Here is a 21,318-nt window from a genome sequence, read left to right as displayed (position 1 = left end):
GCGGTCAAGGCTGTCGAGGCATTCAAAGCGCCAAGAGCCTGGAAAGCACGTTGAGAAATGACCCGAACATGTCGAAATCTTCTGCATCTGTGACAACCGGCGCGGCGCCTGCAACGAAGGCCACACCGGTCGCGGCCAAAACGGGGGGCGACCGTGCCGAGCAGCGCATGGCCTTCATGCTGTTGCTGCCCGCTTTGCTGCTCGTCATCGTCTTCCGGATTTTTCCGCTTGGATGGGGGGCGGTGCTGTCGTTTCTCGGCACGACGCCGTCGGGTGCAACGGGCTTTGTCGGTTTGCAAAACTACGTGTCACTTGCGCATGACCCGTCGTTCCGTGACTCGATGGTCAACACGCTGATCCTGCTGGCCACGCTGCCGATCTGGGTCATGCTGCCGATGGTGCTCGCGATCCTGATTCACCAGGGTGTGCCGGGCGGCAAAGTGTTTCGCGCCGTGTATTTCTTCCCTGCCGTGCTGTCGAGCGTGATCATCGGCTCGATCTTCAACGTCGTGCTGCGCTATGACGGCAATCTCAATGCGATGCTCGATACCTTCGGCATCGATGCAGTCGACTGGCTCGGTAATGGCTCGACCGCATTGATGAGTCTGATCGGCGTGCAAATGTGGTCGACGTTTGGCATGGGCGTCCTGATCTTTATGGCGGGCCTGTCGACCGTACCCGACGAAATGATCGAGGCTGCACGGCTCGATGGCGCAAATATCTGGCAAACATGGATCTACATCATCATTCCGACGCTGCGCCCGATCATCGAGTTTGTGGCAGTCGTCACGACGGTCGGCGTGCTGACGTCGATGTTCGGCTTGATCTACGTGCTGACCGATGGTGGCCCAGGGACTTCGACGACCTTGCCCGAATTTCTCATCTGGATCGAACAAGGCAAGATGAATCGCCCGTCGTACGCGGCGGCGATCTCGGTCGTGCTGTTTGCGCTGATGGGCGGCATCGCCTGGTTGCAGATCCGGATCATGACTCGCAACGCGAATCTCTGAGGCTGACGTTATGGCGATTACCGTAAAGCAAGACCGGCGCGTGCTCTGGACGTTGTCCGTCCCGATGGCGGTGCTGGCCGTGTCCTGCGTTTATCCGCTTGCGTTCGCACTGAACAACGCATTCAAATCGACGCGCGACTACATCCTCGATCGCTTTGGCATTGCAGGTCATCCCACGTTTGAGAATTTCATTCAGGCGTGCGTGCAAGCCAATCTCGGCGAGTACTACATCAACTCGATTCTCGTGACGGTGGGCGCCGTCGCGTGTTTGCTGTTCGTGTCGTCGCTGGCGGGCTTCACGTTCGCATTCCTGCGTTTTCCGTACCGCAAGCTGATCTTTGTGGTTATTCTCGCGTCGCTGATGATTCCGGTGCAGGTCGTGCTTGTGCCGTTCTATCAGACGATCATTGCGCTCGGGCTGTTGAACACCCGTGTCGGTCTCATCATCTCGTACACGGCCTTTTTTCTGCCGTTCAGCGTGTATCTGATGACCGCGTTTTATTCGAGCTTGCCGCGCGATCTGCTCGAAGCGGCGCGCATCGATGGCGCGAGCATCCTTCAGGCGTGGTGGTATGTGATGTTGCCGATGGGGAAGCCTGCGCTCATCACGCTGGGGATTCTGAATACGCTGTACTGCTGGAACGATGTGCTGATTTCACTGCTCGTGTTGCAGGACAAGCGCACGCTGATGGTCGGCATTGCCGCGCTACGCGGCGAGTACACCACGAACGTGCCGTTGCTGTGCGCGGGTCTTGTGCTCGCGGCTGCGCCGATCGTCGTGCTCTATGTGGTGTTCCAGCGGCGCATCGTATCGGGGATCGCCGTGGGCGCGGTGAAGGGCTGAGAGGGTAGCGCGGTGAAAACAAAGCGCCTCATGCATAGGGAAATCGAGCATGAGGCGCTTTTTCGCTGGCTGCCGAGTGATACGTCCCGACGGCGCATGCTATCGACGTCGCAGAACGGTTGGCCTGCCGTCTTAGGACATATACCATCCGCCGTCGACTGCCAGCGTCTGACCCGTGATAAACCCACTTTGCTCGGATGCGAAGAAGCGCAGCGCGTTCGCGATATCGAGCGCGTTCCCGCGATGCTTGATCGACTGACGCTCGATGACTGTCGCGTTATATCCCTCTGGGTCGGGATGGATCGCTTCTGCTGCTGTCGGAAAGGCACCCGGGCTCACGCAATTGACGGTGATGCCAAATTGGCCCAGTTCGCGCGCGAGCGCACGCGTCGTACCGACCAGCGCGCCCTTCGATGCGACATAGGGCAACAGCCCACCCCATCCGCCGTAGAACGTGATGCTCGAGATATTGATGATGCGTCCCCAGCCGTTCTTTTGCATATGCGGCACAAGGTGTTGGGCGAGGATCAGAGGTGCGTGTGTGTTCACGACATGGACCCCAAGCAGTTCCGCTTCGCGATAGTCGAGAAACGGCTTGCTGGGATAAATCGCGGCGTTGTTGATGAGCACGTCGAAGCCGCCGTTGCGCTGCATTTCCGCGTCGATCGTTTCGCCGAGCGCTTGCGTGTCGGCGAGATCGGCGGCGAGGCCGCGCACCGTACCGGTACCCGCAGCCTTACCAGCACCCGCACCAGCACCAGCAACGGAACCGGAACCGGAACCCGTGTTCGTAATCGTGTTCGGTACCTGGACGCTCGTCGTTGTCAGCTCGGCATAGGTATCGCGCGCTGCAGCGATGCGCGCGTCGAGATCGTCGACGTGGTCAAGCGCGACCACATCAGCGCCATCGGCCGCGAACGCCCAGCATGCAACGCCGCCGAGGCCGCCCGCGCCGCCCGTAATCAGAATGCGTTTGCCTTTCATCGCGGAGCGTCCTGTTTAGCGACCGGAGCCGATCGGCTCCCAGTTCGATGTCGTCGACACGTATTCGTCTTCGGGCTGCACGGCGATCGCATGAATGCGTTCGCGCTGCGCGTCGATCGCCGCGTTGTCGGGCAGCACGGACAAGCGCGTGTGGTAATGGCGCGATTCGCCGTGCTCGAGCCAGTTGGCCTCGCCGCGCTCTTGCGCGAAGGGCTTGCCGAGCACGTGGTGAGTCGATGGTTCGATCCCGAGCGCGTAATGGCCTTCCTGCAGGTTCTGCCATTCGAACATGCATGGAAACTCCGCTTTGCGTGTCTCGACAAGAAAGCCGAGGCCACGGCCGTGTTCGAACCATGGATTGCACAGCATCACGGGGACGATGCCCGCGTCGTCTGCACGCATCGTGTGCTCGTAGACTTGCTCGTGAAAATCGTGGCGCGGGGCCGGTTGCGTGCGATAGCCGACACCTTGAGCGCGTACCTGCGCTTCGTGCGCGGCCCACGGCGTTTCGACGATTGGCGCCACGTATTCGCTGCCTTCGTCGAGTACGGGGTATCCGACGTTGATGTGGTACAGAAACATATGCGGCGTGCGGTAGAAGCCGTGATTGATGACCTCGTCGTGCAACGCGATGGTGTTGGATCCAACCGCGACTTCGATGCGTCGGACCAGATGCAGGTCCTCACCAAAGACGGTCGCTTGCTGAATGACACCTTCTGCCCACAGCACACATTCATCGCCATCCCAGCGCTCACCGTAGCCGGTCAGACGCGCGGGAATCGTACCGATACGTCCGTGCAGCGAACTCGCGACCTGCTTGCGCGGTGTGTAGTGATAGTGATCGGCGGCCTGGGCATCCATAAACAAGGTGTGGTCGAGACCGCCGGTGACGATCAGACCGGACAGCGAGCGCAGCCAGCTGAGGCCGGACTCGCCTTCGTATTCATGCAGGCCCGGATGCCGGAACCCGGTTGGCGAATGCCAGCCAATGGCGGCGCCGCGATATTCGCAGCGGGCAATATCCATGGCGCGATCGACGAGCACCGTGAAGATGAGTCCGGTGCCCGTTCGAAACTCAAGGCATCGCACGCCCCGCTCGACGCCGTCGCCAAGCGTATAGAGCTGCACGCCGGCGACCTGGGACAACATGCCCACGCGCGCACTCAGCGCCCGGCGGCTCAACGCTTCTTCGTAGAGTTGCATGGTGCCTCGCGTCGGTGGATGGCGATGAAACCGAGGATAGGGCGCGCGCAGCGTGAAGCAAAACGCAGAACGGATTGATGGGTTTTGATGGGTTGAGAAAAAAGGGTTGCGCCAGACATGGTCGCCTGCGTGGAATCGTGGTGGCATCGAGTGGAAACGATGGCGACACGTCACATGCGAGGCAAGTCCGGTCGAGATTCTGTTACATCAACGCCGTGATGCAATCACATCATTTTTCACGTCTTTTGACGCTTCGTGATGAGGCGTCTAGGTTTCGGCTAGCGCCGGATGATTCCATGCGTACTGGAGGCGATCGATCGCGATGACCCCGTCTACTCCAATGAACGGACGCTCGATGCAGGGCCGCGCGACGATCGTCGATATCGCGCGCGAGGCCGAGGTGTCGACCGCCACCGTGGATCGTGTGCTCAACGGACGTCAGGGCGTTCGCGCGTTGACGGTCGAGAAGGTGCTGCGCGCCGCGCGGCGGCTCGACTACATCGCGGCTGAGCCCATGCTGCATCCGCAACAGATCCGGTCGACCGATCATCCGGCTGCAGGGCCGCGCATCTACGACTTCATCCTTCCGGCGGGCAGCAATACGTTTATGAAGGAATTGGCCGAGCGTATCGAAGGGTTGCACGAGGAGCTCGCGCCTCTACCGATTTCGGGGCGAGTGCATCTGATCGAAGGATTCGATCCGGAAGTCCTTGCCAACGCGCTCGTCAAGATCGGACGCGACTCGATGGGCGTGGCGTTCGTCGCACTCGAGCATCCGTTCGTGCGCGAAGCGGTGCGCTCTCTGGTCGAACGGGGCGTCAGCGTCGTCACGCTGGTATCGGACCTGTCGAGCTCGAAACGCGCCGGATACGTCGGGATCGACAACCGCGCGGCGGGACGTACGGCGGGTATGTTGCTCGGACGCTTTATCGGTCAGCGTGCGGGGAAGATTGCGTTGATTGCCGGAAGCCTCGCGTATCGCGGTCATGAGGAGCGCGAGATGGGCTTTTTGCACATTATTTCCGAGGCCTATCCCGATCTCGACATCGTTGGTCTGCGCGAGGGGCATGACGAGTCAGACCGCAATTACACGCAAACGCTGGGCTTGCTCGAACAGCATCCCGACCTCATGGGCATCTACAACATCGGTGCGGGCTCGGCCGGCGTCGGCGCGGCACTACGTGAGTCAGGGCGCGCGGGCGAGATTTGCTTTATCGGTCATGAACTCACCAGCGATACGCGTGGGCTCGTGATTGATGGCGTGATGGATGCGGCCATTGCGCAGAACCCGCGACGCGAAGCGGTCGATGCGTGCCGGATGCTGCTGAACGTTCAGGCTGGGCGTGACGCGGGGGCGGGCATCGTGTCGCCGCGAATCGATATCTATGTGAGAGAGAACTTGCCGTGAATATTCTGGATGGATACCGCGTTCTGGATTGTTCGATCGCGATGGCGGGTCCGTTTGCCGCGCAGCGGCTTGGCGATCTCGGCGCCGATGTGATCAAGATCGAGCCGATCTCGGGCGAGTGGCAACGTCACAAGCCTGCGGGCAATGCGAAGGGCCATCGTATCAATGTGTCGTTTCTATCGCTGAACCGGAACAAGCGCAGCCTCGCGATCGATCTCAAGTCGGCGCAAGGCAAGGCCGTGCTGCTTGATCTCGTGCGATCTGCCGACGTGTTTTTGCAGAACTATCGGCCAGGTGTCGCGGCACGGCTTGGGGTCGATTACGACACACTCAAGGCGATCAACCCGAAACTGATTTACGTGTCGATGTCGGGCTATGGCGAGTCAGGTCCTTATGCGACACGACCCGGGCAGGACTTGCTTCTGCAGGCAATGAGCGGCGCCATGCTGAGCGTCGGACGCAACGGCGAGCCACCTAGTCCGGCCGGGCAGTATCTTGTCGATGCCGTGACTGCCTATACGGCGTTCGAAGGCGTGCTTGCCGCGCTGCTGCATCGAGAACGCACGGGGGTTGCGCAGCGCGTCGACATCAATATGCTCGACGCCATCGTCGCGATGCAGATGCAGGAGATATCGGTTCACACCGTCGGCGGGATTCCGCAAACGCGGCTGAATGAACCGCATGCGCATCCCTATATTCGCGCACCGTATGGGGTGTTCAAGACAAAGGACAGCTTTATGGCCCTGTCTTCGCCCCCGCTTGGCGTGCTGGCGCAGATCATCGATGCGCCTGAACTCGCGCATATCGACGAGGAAACCGGCGTCTGGAATCGCCGCGACGAGATCTTCGCTATCACGCAAGCGCGATTGCATTTGAAAACGACGCAAGAGTGGCTTGCGGCGTTTCAGGCCGTCGACGTCTGGTGCGGGCCTGTCTACGGATACGCGGATGTAGCGGCCGATCCGCAGATCGAACATAACGGCACGATGGTCGAATACGACCATCCGACCGAAGGGCGAGTACGAACGCCGGGCTTTCCGATCAAGTTCGATCAGACCCCTTCGACCGTGCGGCGCGGTGCGCCTCTTACGGGCGAACACAGTCGCGAGATCCTCAAGGAACTCGGTTACGACGACCAGAAGATCGAAGGGCTTTTCGGCTCGGGCAGTGTCGGGGAAGAGCGGTTATAGAAGAGGGATGAGATAACGATCGCCGCCGTGCCGCCGTCGGCACGCTATAGACCAAAGGAGTTTGCATGGAATCCGTCGATCTCGACATTCGTGACTGGGTCGCCACGATCACGCTCAATCGTCCGGCCAAGCACAATGCGATGACCCCGGAGATGTCCGCTCAACTTGTTTCGCATGTTCTTGCGTGCAACGACTCTGCCGAGGTTCGCGTGGTCGTGTTGACGGGAGCCGGCGAGCGCGCGTTTTGCGTCGGCAGCGACGTCAAGGATCTGGATCGATATCCGGAGCCCTGGTCGTTCAGGAATCGGACTGACTATGTTGACGCGCTGCGCCTGCTGCGCAAGCCTTTGATCGCAGCTGTGAATGGCATGGCCTTTGGCGGCGGTCTTGAGATGACGCTCGCCGCTGACATTCGGCTTGCGTCGACAACCTCGAGTTTTGCCGCACCGGAAATCAAGCTCGGCTGGGTCGGTGGCGGGGGCGTGGCGCACGCACTGAGTCATTCAATCGGCGCGAGCAACGCTGCCATCATGATCATGACCGGCGATGCCGTCACGGCGCAGCAAGCATCGCAATGGGGACTGGTCAGCGAACTGTTCGCGCCGGATCACCTATTGCCAGGCGCGCTCGTGCTGGCGCGAACCATCGCATCACGCGCGCCCATTGCCGCCGAGACCGCCAAGCTCAACCTGCGTGCCGCCTTCAACATGACCCGCGACATGGCCTTCGCATACGAACGCGAGCTACAGACGATCTGCTTCGCAACACACGATGCAGCTGAAGGACGAGCAGCATTCAAGGAAAAGCGGGCAGCGAAGTTCGAGGGACGTTGATTTCGCCCCACCTCTAAGCCCCTTAGTTTCGAAACAGACCACCACTAACTATCACCATTCGTAATCGCTGCAATCAAATCGTTTCAATTGCTTGATGCATGCGGGGTGACTAAGCTGATCCGATAACCAGGCTGGACCATAAATCGGAGGAGGCAATGCACGTACGCGGCTTGATACACGCACGTCGGTTGAGAGACGTTCAGACACGTCTTGAGGATAGTCATCAACAGGGTTCACGGCACCGGCGCATCGGCCTGCCATTCGCGGCCGTTTCGTTCTCCGCTGCGTTGATCGCTGTTACGACGATGTCGGGCTGTGCCCAACCCGGGGCACAGAGTGCGGGTGCATCACCACTGACGGGTTCGCTATCGCTGGCCAAGGCTTGCGGTATGCAGAGCCTGACGGCACTCAAGTTGAATGAAGCCACGGTGACGTCTGCGGACCTGATGCCCGCCGGCGCGTACACGCCGGCCGAAGGGAAGCCTGCGCTCACGAACCTTCCGTCGTTTTGCCGCATTACCGCGCAAGCGACACCAACCTCCGATTCTTTGATTCGTTTTGAACTCTGGGTGCCGGCCACCGGATGGAACGGCAAACTTGTCGCCACCGGAAATGGCGGCTACAGCCCCGAGCTCAACTACGGCGATATGGCCTATGCGATGCGCGAAGGCTATGCGGTGCTCGGCGGCGACTCCGGCCACCAGTCCAAGGACCCGAACGACATGATGTTCGCGGTCGGCCATCCGCAGAAAATCATTGACTGGGGCACGCGCTCGGTCCACGCGATCACGGTACCGGGCAAGCAGATTCTCACCGACCTCATGGCGCGCCCGGCGAGCCAGTCTTACTACTACGGATGCTCAACCGGCGGACATCAGGCGTACGCCGAAGTGCAACGCTATCCCGACGATTTCGACGGTGTGGTCGCCGGCGACCCCGGCAACAATCGCGTCGCACTTAACGCGGAATTCCTTTGGCGCTTCCTGTCGAACCACGCCCCCAACGACAATGTGCACCCGATTCTCACGCCCGAGAAAGTTGCATTGGTAACCAAGGCCGCCGTCGCGGCGTGCGACTCGCTCGACGGTGTGGTGGATGGTGTGATTGCCGATCCGCGCATGTGTACGCGCGACAAGTTCAATGTCGACACCCTGCGATGCAAGGCGGGTGATGCGGCGAATTGCCTGACCGATGCACAGGTCAACGCGGTCAAGAAGATCTACCAAGGGCCGGTTGACCCCGTCACGCACGCGGTAATTTACCCGGGACCGGTCGTCGGTTCCGAGTCGACATGGGGCTCGTACTGGGGCAAAACCGAACCCGTGCGCGCGGACTTCTGGCGTTACTGGGCATTGAACGATCCGTCATGGAACTGGTGGGCGTTCAACTATCACAGCGACTATCAGACGGCGCTCGCGAAACTAGGTCCGCTCATGGACCAGAACAACCCCGACATCTCGGAGTTCAAATCACACGGCGGCAAGCTCATCACGTATCAAGGATGGGCCGACCCGGTCGTCAACCCGCTCGACACGATCGCGTACTACGACAAGGTCAAGGCGCTGCAAGGCTCTCAGGCAGAGACCGATACGTTTTTCAAACTCTATATGGTGCCCGGCATGGCCCACTGCATGGGCGGAGTCGGTCAGACGAGCTTTGGCAATCAAAGCGCACCCGCGCCCGTCATCGACGCGTCACACGACATCCTGAGTGCGCTCGATCGTTGGGTGACTCAAGGCGCGGCGCCCGACCAGATCATCGCGTCGGAGGTCAGAAACGGAGCGGTGGCAAGCACACGCCCGCTGTGCCCCTATCCCGAGCACGCTGTCTACGATGGTCACGGCGATACGCACGTCGCCGCGAGTTTTGCGTGTAGCGAGTGAACTGACGACAACGCCATTTGATCGGATCTGAACAAGCCCACTAAGAGCGATGGCTTGCGCCTACGCGATAACGCATCGAGGAGAATTTATGCAGCACTCGTCAACGAGTCGGAGCCTCGTCGCTTCGCGGCGATGGAGCGCGATTTGCGCCGCGGCAATGATGAGTTTCAGCGGTTCCGTATTGGCTCACGCGCTTCAGACCGAGGCGTCGGGCGGCGCCGAGTCCGCGGCAATCGGCGGTCCGACGAAAATCGAAGACCCGGCACAAGCCTGTGCCGCGCTCGCGCACACATCGATCGCGGATACAAAGATCGCCTCGGCCGAGATTTTGCCTGCCAACAGCACACTCAAAGATCCCGACGGCAAACCCGTCGTCACGTCGGCCGCCGTGTGCCGCGTCGTGGCAACGGTGAGCACAAAGCCTGATGAACACGTCGGCATTGAAGTCTGGCTTCCGACGGATGCCTGGAATGGCCGTTTGCTTGGCCTCGGATCGGGTGGCTTCGGCGGCGCGATCCTCTATAGCGCACTCGCGCCAGCGACGGCACGTGGGTTCGTGGCCGTCAATACGGACACGGGCCACCAGGGCGGCGCGCAAGGTGCGATTGGACAGCGTCTCGAGTGGGCGCTGAATCCGGCGCAGCTTCGCGATTGGGGCCATTCGTCCGTGCACCTGATGACGGTCGCGGCCAAGTCGATCACGACGCGCTTCTACGGGCATGCTGCGTCGCGTGCCTACTACTCCGGTTGCTCGACAGGCGGCGCCGAAGCGATGGAGGAGGTCGAGTACTACCCCGATGACTACGACGGCGTGCATGCGGGTTCGCCCGGGATGGACTACAGCCACCTGATGGAAAGCTTCCTCTGGAGCGCGAAGCTGCCAGCGCAACAGCCCGAGGCCAAGCTGTCGCCCGAAGCACTTGGCGTGTTGAGTCGCGCCGTGTTGCAGAGTTGCGAAGGGGCGGATGCGGTGCGCGACGGGTTTCTTGAGCGCCCGACGCAATGTCATTTCGATCCGTCGACGGTGCAGTGCAAAGCGGGCGACGATCCTTCGAGCTGTCTGAGCGAGGCGCAGGTCCATGAGGCCGAGCGTCTCTATTCGCCCGTGCTGGATTCACGTACGGGAAAGGAACTGTATCCGGGCTTCGTACGCGGCAGCGAAAACCAATGGGCCTTGATCCAGGGTGCGCTGGTGCCGAACTACGCACAGCCTTTGGTGGCCAATGTCGTGTTCAATGATCCGAACTGGGATTGGACGACGTTTGACTTCGGCAAGGACGGCGACCGTCTCGACGCGAAGCTCGCGCCGTCGAGCGATGCGATGCAAACGGATCTGTCGCGATTCAAGGCGCATGGCGGCAAGCTCATCATGACCCAGGGCTGGTCTGACTCGTTCAATGCACAGACGTTGCCGATCGAATACTTCGACGATGTGGCGAAGCGCCAGGGCGGTGTCGGTAACACGCAGCGCTTCTTCCGGCTGGTCATGATCCCGGGCATGAGCCATTGCGGCGGCGGTACGGGGCCGACGTCGGTCGGCGGGAATACGCCACCGGTGCGATTCACTCCGGATCGCGACGTGGTGACCGCACTCGAGGCGTGGGTCGAGCACGGCAAGGCGCCGGGTACTTTTATCTCGACGAAGTATGTCGACGACAAGCCGGGCTCAGGCGTGCAATTCGAGCGACCCGTATGCACATATCCAGCGGAACTCGAATACGCCGGGCATGGCGACCGGAAGGCAGCGTCGAGCTACCGGTGTGTGGTGCCCAGACAAACGATGACGAATCAGTGATCAGGACGTGGCAGCATTAAGCGAACGACAGCGCAGGTGGCGTTCCCGGTACCTCTGACGGGCCACGCGAGTCATGTCGAGCTCGGGGGGGCGTCTTCGAGGAGCCGGCACAAACGCTGACCTTCTACTTGCGCTCAGGCATCGCCAGCACCATCGCATTGACGAACTCCTCGGTCACGCGCGGCAGCGTTCTGCCGCGCTTCTTGACCAGGGCAATGGGGCGCACAAATGAAGGGTCGTCGATCGGCCGGGTGACGAGACCCGGTTCGGCGCGCACTTCTCGTGCGGTCGCAGGCAGCACGGACACACCGAGGCCGCTTCGCACCATGGCAACCGCGGTCATCATGTACATCGGTTCGCATGCGATATCGGGCGTGCATCTCGCCGCTGCAAGCGCTGCGTCGACGACCGCACGCACGCTCGTACCCGATGCGGTCAACACCAGCGGCATTCCGTCGAGATCAGAGACCTTGATGCTGCGCTTCTTCGCGAGCGCATGCGTCTTCGGGCAGACCACCACCAGCCGATCCTCGCTCATATGCAAGACGTCGAGCGTCGCGTCGACCGTGTTGCCGCCCGTGACGCCGATATCGGCTTCCTCATTGCGAACCAGTGTATTGACCATGCTCGCCACGACATCGCGGATCTGGAACCGGGCTTGCGGCACGCGCTTTCGGAACGCCTGGATCAGTTCGGGCAAGGCGCTCGATGCAAACGTGGGCAGACAGGCGAGCCGTACCGTTCCGCTGGCCCCCTCGCCAAACGCACGTGCATCGCGCAGCGCCTGCTCCATGTCGTTGAGCGAGCGCTGCAGCAGGGGCAGCAGCTCGCGCCCCGTCTGCGTGAGCGCGACGCTACGGCTATTGCGGTCGAACAGCCTTGCACCGACGGTCTCCTCGAGGCGCCGGATCTGCACGGTCAACGCAGGTTGCGACAAATGCAGGCGCGTGGCGGCACGCGTGAAGTTGCCCGCTTGCGCCACGGTCACAAAAGCCCGGATATCGCGAAGATTCAGATCCATAACAGTCCGTGATAACTGCGATCAAATCATTTCAATTGCTTTATCGCACCAGCGAACTTACGCTGGCTCGCACTAAAAGACAAGATTGGAGACAACCATGCTGGCTCTATTGGGGATCGTCACGATTGCGGTCCTGCTTGCGGCGATTCTGTCGAAGCGGCTCTCGCCGCTCGTCGCCCTGATCATCGTCCCGGTCGCCGCGTCGCTGATCGGCGGTTTCGGCTTGCAGACGAGCAAGTTCGTGATCGACGGGCTCAAGAGTCTGGCCCCCGTGGTCGGCATGTTTGTCTTTGCGATCCTGTACTTCGGCACGATCACCGATGCGGGCACGCTCGATCCGATCATCGACCGCATCCTGCGTGCCGTGGGCACGCGTCCGACACGCATCGTCGTCGGCACGACCTTGCTCGCGTTGCTGATCCATCTCGACGGCTCGGGTGCGGTCTGCTTTCTCGTGACCATTCCCGCGATGCTCCCGCTTTACGATCGACTGAATATGGATCGTCGCGTGCTGGCCGCTGCCGCATCGATAGCGGCGGGCATCAACTTCCTGCCGTGGACCGGGCCGATGATCCGCGCATCGGCCTCGCTGCATCTGCCGATCTCGGCGTTGTTCAATCCGCTGATCCCGATCCAGGGGATCGGCCTTGTCTTCGTATTCGGCACAGCATGGTGGCTCGGGCGACGCGAGGAAAAGCGACTCGGCTTGTCGAAGATGGGTGGATCGATCCCGATGCCCACGCGTGAAGTCACCCCCGAACAGCAGGCGTTGCGACGCCCGAAGCTGTTCTGGTTCAACATCGTGCTGACGATCATTGTGCTCGGAACGATGGTCGTGATGGGCGAAAAAGTGCCGCCGGCGCTGATGTTCATGGTGGGCCTGTGCATCGCACTCATCGTCAACTATCCCGACGTCGAGATGCAGCGCAAACGAATCGAGGCCCATGCGCGCGCTGCACTGATGATGGCGGGCATTCTGCTCGCCGCGGGGGCGTTCACCGGGATCATGCAGGGCAGCGGCATGCTCAAGGCGATGGCACAAGCCGCGGTGAGCTTTGTGCCCCAGGGGATGGCGGGCCAGATTCCTGTGGTGCTCGGCCTGGTTTCGATGCCACTGAGTATGCTGTTCGACCCGGATTCGTTTTACTTCGGCGTATTGCCGGTGATCGCGGAGGTCGCGAGTCAGCTTGGCGTGCCCGCAGTACACGTCGGTCAGGCCGCGCTGCTCGGGCAAATGACGACGGGCTTTCCGGTCAGTCCGCTGACGCCGGCGACATTCCTTGTCGTCGGGCTGTGCGGCATCGATCTCGCGGACCATCAGAAATTCACGTTTCCCCTGTTGTTCGGCGCTTCGATCGTGATGACGATCGCCTGCGTCGTGCTCGGCATTTTTCCTCTATAGCGAGAGGCTCTACCGCGCGCGTGCCACTCGCGCCGCGGGGCAGGCCTTGGTTCGGCAGCTTGTTTTCAGCAGGTTGTGTTTCCGCAGCGTGTGTTTCAGCAGCGTGTGTTTCGGTAGATTTTTTCTTCAGTCTCTTTGGAAGTACGTATGGAATCCACGATGGCAACGGCGGGTCAACGCCGGGTCAGGCTCGGCGCCGGCGCGGGCTATTCGGGCGATCGCATCGAACCGGCGCTCGAGCTGGCCGAACATGGCGCGCTCGACTATCTGATCTTTGAATGCCTCGCCGAGCGCACGATCGCGATCGCACAGCAGGCGCGGCGCAAGGATGCTTCGCTCGGATACGATCCGTTGCTCGAAGCGCGCATGCGCGCGGTGCTGCCGACCTCGGCCAGACATCGCGTGCGCATCGTGTCGAACATGGGCGCGGCCAATCCGCAGGGTGCCGCGCGCAAAACGGCCGAAATCGCGCGCGAACTCGGCTGCGGGGATCTCAAGATTGCTGCCGTGACGGGAGACGACGTGCTCGACGTCGTGCTCGCGGGTCACTATCGCTTCGAAGAGTCGGGAGACGATGTGGCCGCCTACCGGGACCGCATCGTCTCGGCCAATGCCTACCTCGGTGCGGAAGCGATTGTCGGTGCATTGAAAGCGGGCGCGGATGTCGTGTTGACGGGACGCGTTGCGGACCCGTCGCTGTTTGTCGCACCGCTGATTCACGAGTTCGGCTGGCGCATGGATGACTGGGAAACGCTCGGGCAAGCCACTGTAGTCGGACACTTGCTCGAGTGCGCAGGACAGATCACCGGGGGCTATTTCGCAGACCCGGGTTTCAAGGACGTGCCAGGCCTCGCCCGTCTGGGCTTTCCGATCGGCATCGTCGATGCGAACGGAAACGTCGACATCACGAAGGTCGGGCACGCGGGTGGATATGTGACCGAAGCCACGTGCAAGGAACAGCTGCTCTACGAGATTCACGACCCGCGCCGCTATCTGCAGCCTGATGTGGTGGCCGACTTTAGTAGCGTGCGCGTCGAGCAGCAGGCGCACGATCGTGTACGCGTGTCGGGCGGAACCGGCACGCAGCGCACCGATACGCTCAAGGTATCGGTCGCGTATATCGACGGATACATCGGCGAAGGACAGATCTCATACGGCGGCCCCGGCGCGCGCGAACGCGCAAAGCTGGCGCTCGATATCGTGCGCGATCGCCTTGCGATGACCGGTGTGGCGACCAGCGAGTTGCGCTTCGACCTGATCGGTATCGACTCGCTGTACGGCGATACGGCGCAGGCCGAGCGAGGAGAGCCCTACGAAGTGCGTTTGCGCGTCGCGGGTCGCACCGCGTCGATCGAGCAGGCGATGCGTGTCGGTAACGAGGTTGAAACGCTTTACACGAACGGTCCCGCGGGCGGTGGCGGTGCGACAAAGGCCACGCGCGAAGTGATCGCCGTGCAATCGATACTCCTGCCGCGCACGCTCGTGAATCCGACATTCGAGTTCGTGGAGGCCGGTCATGAATATGCATGAGGTGAAGCTGCGTGAGCTCGCTCACTCGCGCACGGGCGACAAGGGCAACACGCTCAATGTCTCGGTCATCTGCCATGACCCGAAGCACTTCGATCACTTGCGCCGTGTGCTGACTCCCGAGGCCGTCAAGACATGGCTCGCCGACGTCGTGCAAGGCGAAGTCGTCCGCTATGAGCTGCCGAATCTCGCCGCGTTCAACTTCGTGCTGCGCGACGCGCTCGGCGGCGGCGTCACGCGCTCGCTTGCGCTCGATGCGCATGGCAAGAGCGTGAGTTCGGCGTTGCTTGGCATGACGATTGAGTCGCCTTGACGCGCGAGTGATCAGCCCTTGGATCTGACGGCCGGCATCCGAAACGTATCGAGCACCGTCGCCGCTTCAAATGGCTTCTCCGCCGTACGCGCGCTTTTCATCAGTGCGGCAATGCGTTCGGCGGTGTCGGTCGACGGCGATGGCGTATAGACCATGATGCGCATACCCGGCGCATCGGGCACTTCGAGCGAAAGCGCATCAAGCTCGAGCACACCCGCGACCGGGTGCTCGATGACCTTGCGCCAGTCGCTGCGCTTGAGCACTTCGTGCTCGGCCCACCAGCGGCAGAAGTCTGCATCGGTATCGCAGAGTTCTTCGACGAGATCGCGCAGGAACACTTCTCCCGACGGCCGCAGGATGTAGTCGCCACGGAACTGGGCGAGCACGCACTTCGCATAAGCGTCCCAGCCGCGAAACAGTTTGCGAGCGCCTTCTTCCTGAAACGTGAACCAAAGCAGGTTGCACCGGCCTGCCGGCAGCTTGCGGAAGTCGGTGAATACCCTGACGGCCGCATCGTTCCACGTGACGTAGTTCCAGTTTCCGTCGACCACATACGCCGGCATATTGCCGAGCTGATCGAGCATGCGACGCACCGTATCGGTCACGTTCTGCGCAATCGGGTAGGGTCCCGGCGGCACGTATTGATTCGCAAGTTCGAAGAGATGGGTGCGTTCGTGAGGCGACAGGTTGAGCGCGTTGGCCAGACTCTCGACGGTCCGGAACGACACGTTGACCTCGCGTCCCTGTTCGAGCCATGCGTACCACGTCACGCTGATGCCAGCGCGTTCGGCGACTTCCTCACGGCGTAAACCCGGAGTCTTGCGGCGCGGTCCGCAGGGAAAGTCGACATCCTCCGGACGCAGACGCGCACGCCGCGTGCGCAGGAAGTCCGCGAGTTCATTGAGCCGCTGCTGCTTCTCCATCGCCGTGTCTCCTTACTTCTCCGATGCTTCCCTGTTACTGCCATTACTAGTAATGGCAATTGCTAGATGGCCCGTTTCAATCATGTCACGCTGCGTTCGTCGTTGATCAGGATCTTCCTGCAAGCGTAACGGGCCGACGACGGACTGATTATAGGTCGTGGTCCGAAGCAACGTGAAGCGTCGATATGCGTCATTCAGCAATGAGTATCCGACGCCCGCCGCCTCATTCACGTGGACGCCTTGCATCGGGATTCGTCGAGATGTCTACACATCGCGGCATTGCGGCGACGCACATAAAACACTATGGAGACACGCAAACATGCGTCACTTTTCCCGTCTGCTTCGCATCGGCGCGTCAACGCTGGCCGCCGCGATGATGCTTCCTTCCATGTCCGCTCATGCCGACTACACGGGTGCGCCTCGCACCTTCCTGTTCAATCCGGCGGTCCAGATTCCGTTCTCGGATACGGCGAAGTTCAAGAAGAAGCCGCCGTACGTCATCGGCTTTTCGAATGCGGGCCTGGGCGATAGCTGGCGCGTTGTGATGCAACACTCGTTGATGAAGGCGGCCTCCGAGCATCCGGACCTGATCAAGCAGATCATCATCACGAACGGCAATATGGACGACGCGAAGCAGGCCGCGGACATCCAGGATTTGAGCTCGCGCGGCGTCGATCTGATGATCGTGAGCGCCAACACGCAAAAGGCGCTCGACCCGGTCGTCACGCGCGTGATGAAGCAGGGCATCCCCGTCGTGATGGTCGACCGCCGCATCGCCTCCGACAACTTCGTCTCGTTCGTGACGGGTTCCGACGCGATGATGGGCCGCCTCTGGGCTCAGTGGATCGTCGAGAAGCTGCATGGCAAGGGCAATGTGATCATGCTCGCGGGCCAGGCAGGGTCGAGCGTGAGCGCCGATCGCGAGACGGCGGCGAAGCAGGTGTTCTCGCAATACCCCGATATCAAGGTGCTCGACACGGTCTATTCGGACTGGAGCCCGGTCAAGGCCAAGCAGCAGATGCAGGCCATGATCTCGAAGTACGGTCACACGATCAATGCGGTGTGGTGTGCGCATGGACTGCCTGTCGCCGGCTCGATCGATGCGTTCGTCGCGGCGGGCTTCAAGGCCGGCGAAATTCCTCCGCACACGACGGCCGATCTGAACGGGCCGTTGCAACTCGCGCTCAAGTACAAGATCCCGATGCTCGAGATCGGCTACCCGCCGTCGATGGGCGGGACATCGATCGATGTCGCGCTCAAGGTGCTTGCGGGTCAGCCGCTGCCGAAGATCTATGAGATCAGCCCGCAAATCGCGGTGACACGTGGAGACGAAACGGCCTCCGTGCCGCATCCCGATCAATACATCGACGAGATCGTCGACAAGAACGGACCGCCTGACGAGCTGATCGATGGCGGCATGGGACCGGGGTACAACCCGGCAACGTTCAAGGTCAAGCTGCCGGGTGAGAAATGAGCACGCCCTCGGCAATCGATGTCATCGAAGTCCGCAACGTGAGCAAGTCATTCCCGGGCGTGAAGAGCCTCGACGCGGTGTCGTTCGGCGTACGCGCCGGCGAGATTCACGCGCTCGTCGGCGAGAACGGTGCGGGCAAGTCGACGTTGACGAAGGTGATGGCCGGCGTCTATGTCCCCGATGAGGGGGACGTGATGGTCGATGGCAAGCCCGTGCGCTGGAAGACGGCGTCGGAAGCGAAGGAGCACGGGATCCATGTGATTCACCAGGAACTGGTGCTGTTTCCGCAATCGACCGTCGCGGCCAACATTTTCGCTGGCGTCGAACCGCGCACGCGTCTTGGCCTTGTCGACCATCGCAAGATGGAATCCGACGCGCGCGTTTTGCTCGGGGACCTTGGCGTGGCACTCGATTGCCGGGAGCGGGTGGGCAACCTGTCGGTCGCTGACCAGCAGATGGTCGAGATCGCGCGGGCGATGGCGAGCGACACACGTGTGCTCGTCCTCGACGAGCCGACGGCCGTGATTGCGGGCAAAGAGGTCGAGCTGTTGTTTACGCGGCTTCGAGCATTGCGCGATCGCGGTGTCGCGATCATTTATATCTCGCACCGGCTCGATGAAATCTTCGCGCTCTGCGATCGCGTCACCGTGATGAAGGACGGGCGCAAGGTGTCGACGCAGGCCGTGTCTGATACGACGCGAGAGGCATTGGTCCGCGCGATGGTGGGGCGCGAAATGAAGGAAATCTATCCGGCCAGGCCGGGCGTCGCGGCCGATGCGCGCGTGTTGCTCGACGTCCGTGGTCTCGATGTCGGCCAGCGCGTATTCGATGCGTCGCTCACCGTGCGTGCTGGTGAGATCGTCGGGATCGCAGGCATGGTGGGCTCAGGCCGTACCGAGCTGGCGTCGGGCATCTTTGGTGCGCTGCCCACACGCGGCGGCACGATCAGCGTATGCGGCCAGACCCGTTCGAAGATGACACCGCGCGAAGCGATCCGGCTCGGTCTCGGCTTCGTGACAGAGGACCGCAAATCCCAAGGGCTGCTGATGCTGCTCGATGTCGCGCGCAACGTGACGGCGACGACGCTCGAACGTGTGTCGAAACTCGCGATGCTCGATGCCCAGGCCGAGCGCGAGGCAGGCGCGGAAGCCATTCGGGACTATCGGATCGCGGGTGCGCGGCCAACGGGGAGCGTCGCGACGCTTTCGGGAGGGAATCAGCAGAAAGTGCTGATTGCACGCTGGATTCGCGTGTGCAAGCACGTGCTGATCCTCGATGAGCCGACGCGCGGGGTCGATGTCGGCGCCAAAGCGGAGATCTATCGCGTGATGCGCGAATTGACCTCGCGCGGCCTCGGCATCCTGATGATCAGCTCGGAATTGCAGGAAGTCATCGGCATGTCCGATCGCGTGCTTGTGATGCGCGAAGGGCGCATCAATGGCGAGGTCAGCGGCACGCGGATGACGGAGCACGACATCATGCGCCTCGCCACTGCCGAGGCGGATCCGTCAACAGACCTGCGAGGAGGCGAGCATGAATACGCTGATGAAGCCGCTCAATAAGTCGACGCCTGCGTTCGACGATCGTCGGCTGGTGTTGCGTCGTCATATCGCGCATCACGGTGCGGTCTATGCGGTGCTCGGTCTGATCATCGTCTTGATCGTAGGAGGCGCATGGGCAAGCGACCGGTTCGCGACGTTCAACAATATGCTGAATGTGCACCAGCAGGCGACCGGCCTTGCGCTTGTCGCACTGGGACAGACGCTGACCATACTCACGGGTGGCATCGATCTCTCCGTGGGATCATTGATCAGTGTGGCGGCAACCTTGACTTCGGGGCTATCCGATAACCCGAGCGTCGGATGGACGATGGCGCTGCTGATAGTCATCGCGCTGTCGCTGGCTGTCGGCCTGATCAACGGCGGGCTCGTGCTCTGGCTCCGCGTCCACCCGCTGATCGTGACGCTTGGCATGGGCGCGGTGCTTCAGGGCGCGATCCTGTACTACTCCCTGGGTCCCGCTGGCAATGTCCCGGACGGTTTCGATGCACTCGCATACGGCCGGTACGGCGTCGTGCCCATCACGGCGACGATTGTTTTCGTGTTGTATCTCGCCGTGTCGTTCGCGATGCGTCATACGCGCCTCGGCCGCTACGTCTATATGGTCGGCGATGACGAATACGCGGCATCGCTGAACGGGATTCCGCGGGCGCGCGTCGTGCTCTGCGTCTACGCCTTCTCTTCATTGTGCGCGGGACTGACGGGGATCTATCTCGCTGCGCAATTCGGATCAGGGCAGCCCTATCTCGGCGCGAACTACACGCTCGCCTCGATTACGCCTGTCGTGGTCGGCGGCACCGTGCTGACGGGTGGACGTGGCGGCGTGATGGGCACATTGGCCGCGGTCTATTTGTTGAGCTTGCTCAACAACCTGATCAACTTTATCGGCATCCCGTCGCACTACCAGCTCATCGTGCAGGGCGCCGCGATCATTCTCGCGGTGTGTCTGAACACGCAACGCAAGCGGGTGACGTCATGAGCCTCTTGATCCATAAATCTCACTCGCCCATGCGTGCTCTTTCTCTCGACGTCGTGCGTCGCTACGGCATCGTTGTGTTTTTCGTCGCACTGGTCGCGGTGTCCGGCCTCGTGTCCCCGGCGTTCCTGCACGGCGACAACGTGATCAACATGCTCGTGCAGTTTGCCCCGCTGGGCATCGTCGTCACGGGGCAGGTGTTCGTCATCCTGGTCGGCGGACTCGACTTGTCGGTGGCGTCGGTGATGGCTACGGCTGCCGTGATCGCGACGGGTTTCGACGGCACCAACGCTTCAGCGCCCGAGATCTTTGCGGTCACGCTGCTCGTGTGCGCGTGCACCGGGGTCGTCAACGGTGTACTCGTGACACAGCGCCAGGTGTCGCCGTTTTTGGCGACGTTCGCAACCGCCGTGGTGCTCGAAGGGCTGCGGTTCGCCTACACACAAGGTGCTCCATCGGGCAACGTGCCGCCGCTGTTTCATGAAATGGGCACGGGATTCGTGCGGGGCGTGCCGGTCAACGTCGTGATGCTCGGGGTGTGCGCGGTGCTGTTTGGCATTGTGCTCCACCGATCGACGTTCGGGCGGCGCGTCTTCATGACAGGAGGCAACACGGAGTCGGCGCGGCTCGTCGGGGTCAATCCCGATCGGGTGCGCATCGCGTGCTACGTCATCAGTTCGATGCTCGCGGGTCTCGCGGGACTGGTGCTGTCGGGTTATGTCGGCATCGTCGACAACTGGGTCGGACGCGGATTCGAACTCGATTCGATCGTGGCCGCGGTCATGGGCGGCGTCGCGCTGTCGGGCGGTCGCGGCTCGCTGCTTGGCGGCCTCACGGGCGCCGCGATTCTTGTCATCGTCTTCAACATCGTGTTGCTCGTCGGTATGCCGGTGCAGGCACAAACCATCGTCAAGGGGCTGATCATCGTTGTCGCATCGGCGTGCTACGTCGTGCGGCGTCGTCGATAGGGCAT

The 21,318-nt window shown here is 61.6% G+C and carries 18 protein-coding genes; 14 read left to right on the top strand and 4 right to left on the bottom strand.

Annotated features, from left to right (window positions below):
• Positions 1–68 precede the first annotated feature (68 nt).
• Together ACMFWR_RS23920 and ACMFWR_RS23915 are read left to right on the top strand one after the other, a co-directional pair.
• Complete coding sequence (locus ACMFWR_RS23920) at positions 69–1,010, top strand: carbohydrate ABC transporter permease (protein ID WP_413197172.1); 942 nt, start codon at positions 69–71, stop codon at positions 1,008–1,010.
• A 10-nt stretch (positions 1,011–1,020) separates the two neighbouring features.
• Complete coding sequence (locus ACMFWR_RS23915; protein ID WP_413197171.1) at positions 1,021–1,854, top strand: carbohydrate ABC transporter permease; 834 nt, start codon at positions 1,021–1,023, stop codon at positions 1,852–1,854.
• A 132-nt stretch (positions 1,855–1,986) separates the two neighbouring features.
• Here the strand turns inward: ACMFWR_RS23915 and ACMFWR_RS23910 are convergent, their stop codons facing one another.
• Positions 1,987–2,838 carry an SDR family NAD(P)-dependent oxidoreductase gene (locus tag ACMFWR_RS23910; protein ID WP_413197170.1) on the bottom strand — a complete coding sequence of 284 codons (852 nt, stop codon included), beginning with the start codon at positions 2,836–2,838 and terminating at the stop codon, positions 1,987–1,989.
• Between the two features lie 15 nt (positions 2,839–2,853).
• A complete protein-coding gene (locus ACMFWR_RS23905) occupies positions 2,854–4,041 on the bottom strand; it encodes an aldose 1-epimerase family protein (protein WP_413197169.1) in 1,188 nt (395 codons plus the stop codon).
• A gap of 322 nt (positions 4,042–4,363) precedes the next feature.
• On the opposite strand from ACMFWR_RS23905, the gene ACMFWR_RS23900 reads away from it, so the two are divergent.
• The 5 genes from ACMFWR_RS23900 (at position 4,364) to ACMFWR_RS23880 (ending at position 11,150) form a co-directional block, all read left to right on the top strand.
• Complete coding sequence (locus ACMFWR_RS23900; RefSeq protein WP_413197168.1) at positions 4,364–5,449, top strand: LacI family DNA-binding transcriptional regulator; 1,086 nt, start codon at positions 4,364–4,366, stop codon at positions 5,447–5,449.
• Positions 5,446–6,639 carry a CaiB/BaiF CoA transferase family protein gene (locus ACMFWR_RS23895; RefSeq protein ID WP_413197167.1) on the top strand — a complete coding sequence of 398 codons (1,194 nt, stop codon included), beginning with the start codon at positions 5,446–5,448 and terminating at the stop codon, positions 6,637–6,639. Before ACMFWR_RS23900 ends, ACMFWR_RS23895 begins: the two co-directional genes overlap by 4 nt.
• A gap of 65 nt (positions 6,640–6,704) precedes the next feature.
• Entirely contained in the window at positions 6,705–7,472 is a 768-nt protein-coding gene (locus ACMFWR_RS23890) for an enoyl-CoA hydratase/isomerase family protein (protein WP_413197166.1), read from the top strand.
• A 389-nt stretch (positions 7,473–7,861) separates the two neighbouring features.
• Positions 7,862–9,355 carry a tannase/feruloyl esterase family alpha/beta hydrolase gene (locus ACMFWR_RS23885; protein WP_413197165.1) on the top strand — a complete coding sequence of 498 codons (1,494 nt, stop codon included), beginning with the start codon at positions 7,862–7,864 and terminating at the stop codon, positions 9,353–9,355.
• An 88-nt stretch (positions 9,356–9,443) separates the two neighbouring features.
• On the top strand, positions 9,444–11,150 hold the full coding sequence (locus ACMFWR_RS23880) for a tannase/feruloyl esterase family alpha/beta hydrolase (RefSeq protein WP_413197164.1): 1,707 nt from the start codon (positions 9,444–9,446) through the stop codon (positions 11,148–11,150).
• A 124-nt stretch (positions 11,151–11,274) separates the two neighbouring features.
• On the opposite strand, the gene ACMFWR_RS23875 is transcribed toward ACMFWR_RS23880, so the two are convergent.
• Positions 11,275–12,171 carry a LysR family transcriptional regulator gene (locus ACMFWR_RS23875; protein ID WP_413197163.1) on the bottom strand — a complete coding sequence of 299 codons (897 nt, stop codon included), beginning with the start codon at positions 12,169–12,171 and terminating at the stop codon, positions 11,275–11,277.
• A gap of 97 nt (positions 12,172–12,268) precedes the next feature.
• Between ACMFWR_RS23875 and ACMFWR_RS23870 the strand changes: the two genes are divergently transcribed.
• The 3 genes from ACMFWR_RS23870 (at position 12,269) to ACMFWR_RS23860 (ending at position 15,413) form a co-directional block, all read left to right on the top strand.
• Positions 12,269–13,573 carry a CitMHS family transporter gene (locus ACMFWR_RS23870; protein WP_413197162.1) on the top strand — a complete coding sequence of 435 codons (1,305 nt, stop codon included), beginning with the start codon at positions 12,269–12,271 and terminating at the stop codon, positions 13,571–13,573.
• A 147-nt stretch (positions 13,574–13,720) separates the two neighbouring features.
• Entirely contained in the window at positions 13,721–15,103 is a 1,383-nt protein-coding gene (locus ACMFWR_RS23865; protein ID WP_413197161.1) for an acyclic terpene utilization AtuA family protein, read from the top strand.
• Position 15,104: 1 nt separating this feature from the next.
• Positions 15,105–15,413: a hypothetical protein gene (locus ACMFWR_RS23860; RefSeq protein ID WP_413197335.1), complete on the top strand. Its 309-nt coding sequence runs from the start codon at positions 15,105–15,107 to the stop codon at positions 15,411–15,413.
• Positions 15,414–15,424: 11 nt separating this feature from the next.
• On the opposite strand, the gene ACMFWR_RS23855 is transcribed toward ACMFWR_RS23860, so the two are convergent.
• Entirely contained in the window at positions 15,425–16,336 is a 912-nt protein-coding gene (locus ACMFWR_RS23855; protein WP_413197160.1) for a helix-turn-helix transcriptional regulator, read from the bottom strand.
• A 319-nt stretch (positions 16,337–16,655) separates the two neighbouring features.
• Here ACMFWR_RS23855 and ACMFWR_RS23850 point away from each other — a divergent pair, with 319 nt between their 5' ends.
• From ACMFWR_RS23850 to ACMFWR_RS23835, 4 genes are read left to right on the top strand one after another with little or no spacing between them, the layout of a single operon-like run.
• Entirely contained in the window at positions 16,656–17,810 is a 1,155-nt protein-coding gene (locus tag ACMFWR_RS23850) for an ABC transporter substrate-binding protein (RefSeq protein WP_413197159.1), read from the top strand.
• Positions 17,807–19,372, top strand: coding sequence for a sugar ABC transporter ATP-binding protein (locus ACMFWR_RS23845; protein ID WP_413197158.1), 1,566 nt, complete (start codon positions 17,807–17,809; stop codon positions 19,370–19,372). The genes ACMFWR_RS23850 and ACMFWR_RS23845 overlap by 4 nt, the downstream gene beginning before the upstream one ends.
• Positions 19,344–20,348, top strand: a complete 1,005-nt coding sequence (locus ACMFWR_RS23840) for an ABC transporter permease (protein ID WP_413197157.1) — start codon at positions 19,344–19,346, stop codon at positions 20,346–20,348. The genes ACMFWR_RS23845 and ACMFWR_RS23840 overlap by 29 nt, the downstream gene beginning before the upstream one ends.
• A 29-nt stretch (positions 20,349–20,377) precedes the next feature.
• The gene (locus ACMFWR_RS23835) at positions 20,378–21,313 is read left to right on the top strand and encodes an ABC transporter permease (RefSeq protein WP_413197156.1); all 936 of its coding nucleotides are present in this window, start codon (positions 20,378–20,380) and stop codon (positions 21,311–21,313) included.
• The last annotated feature ends 5 nt before the right edge of the window (positions 21,314–21,318 follow it).

The sequence above is a fragment of the Pararobbsia alpina genome, assembly GCF_965118125.1.
Taxonomy (GTDB): Bacteria; Pseudomonadota; Gammaproteobacteria; order Burkholderiales; family Burkholderiaceae; genus Pararobbsia; species Pararobbsia alpina_A.
Note: the sequence above shows the minus strand (reverse complement) of the source record. Positions and strands in the feature narration are given on the sequence as shown.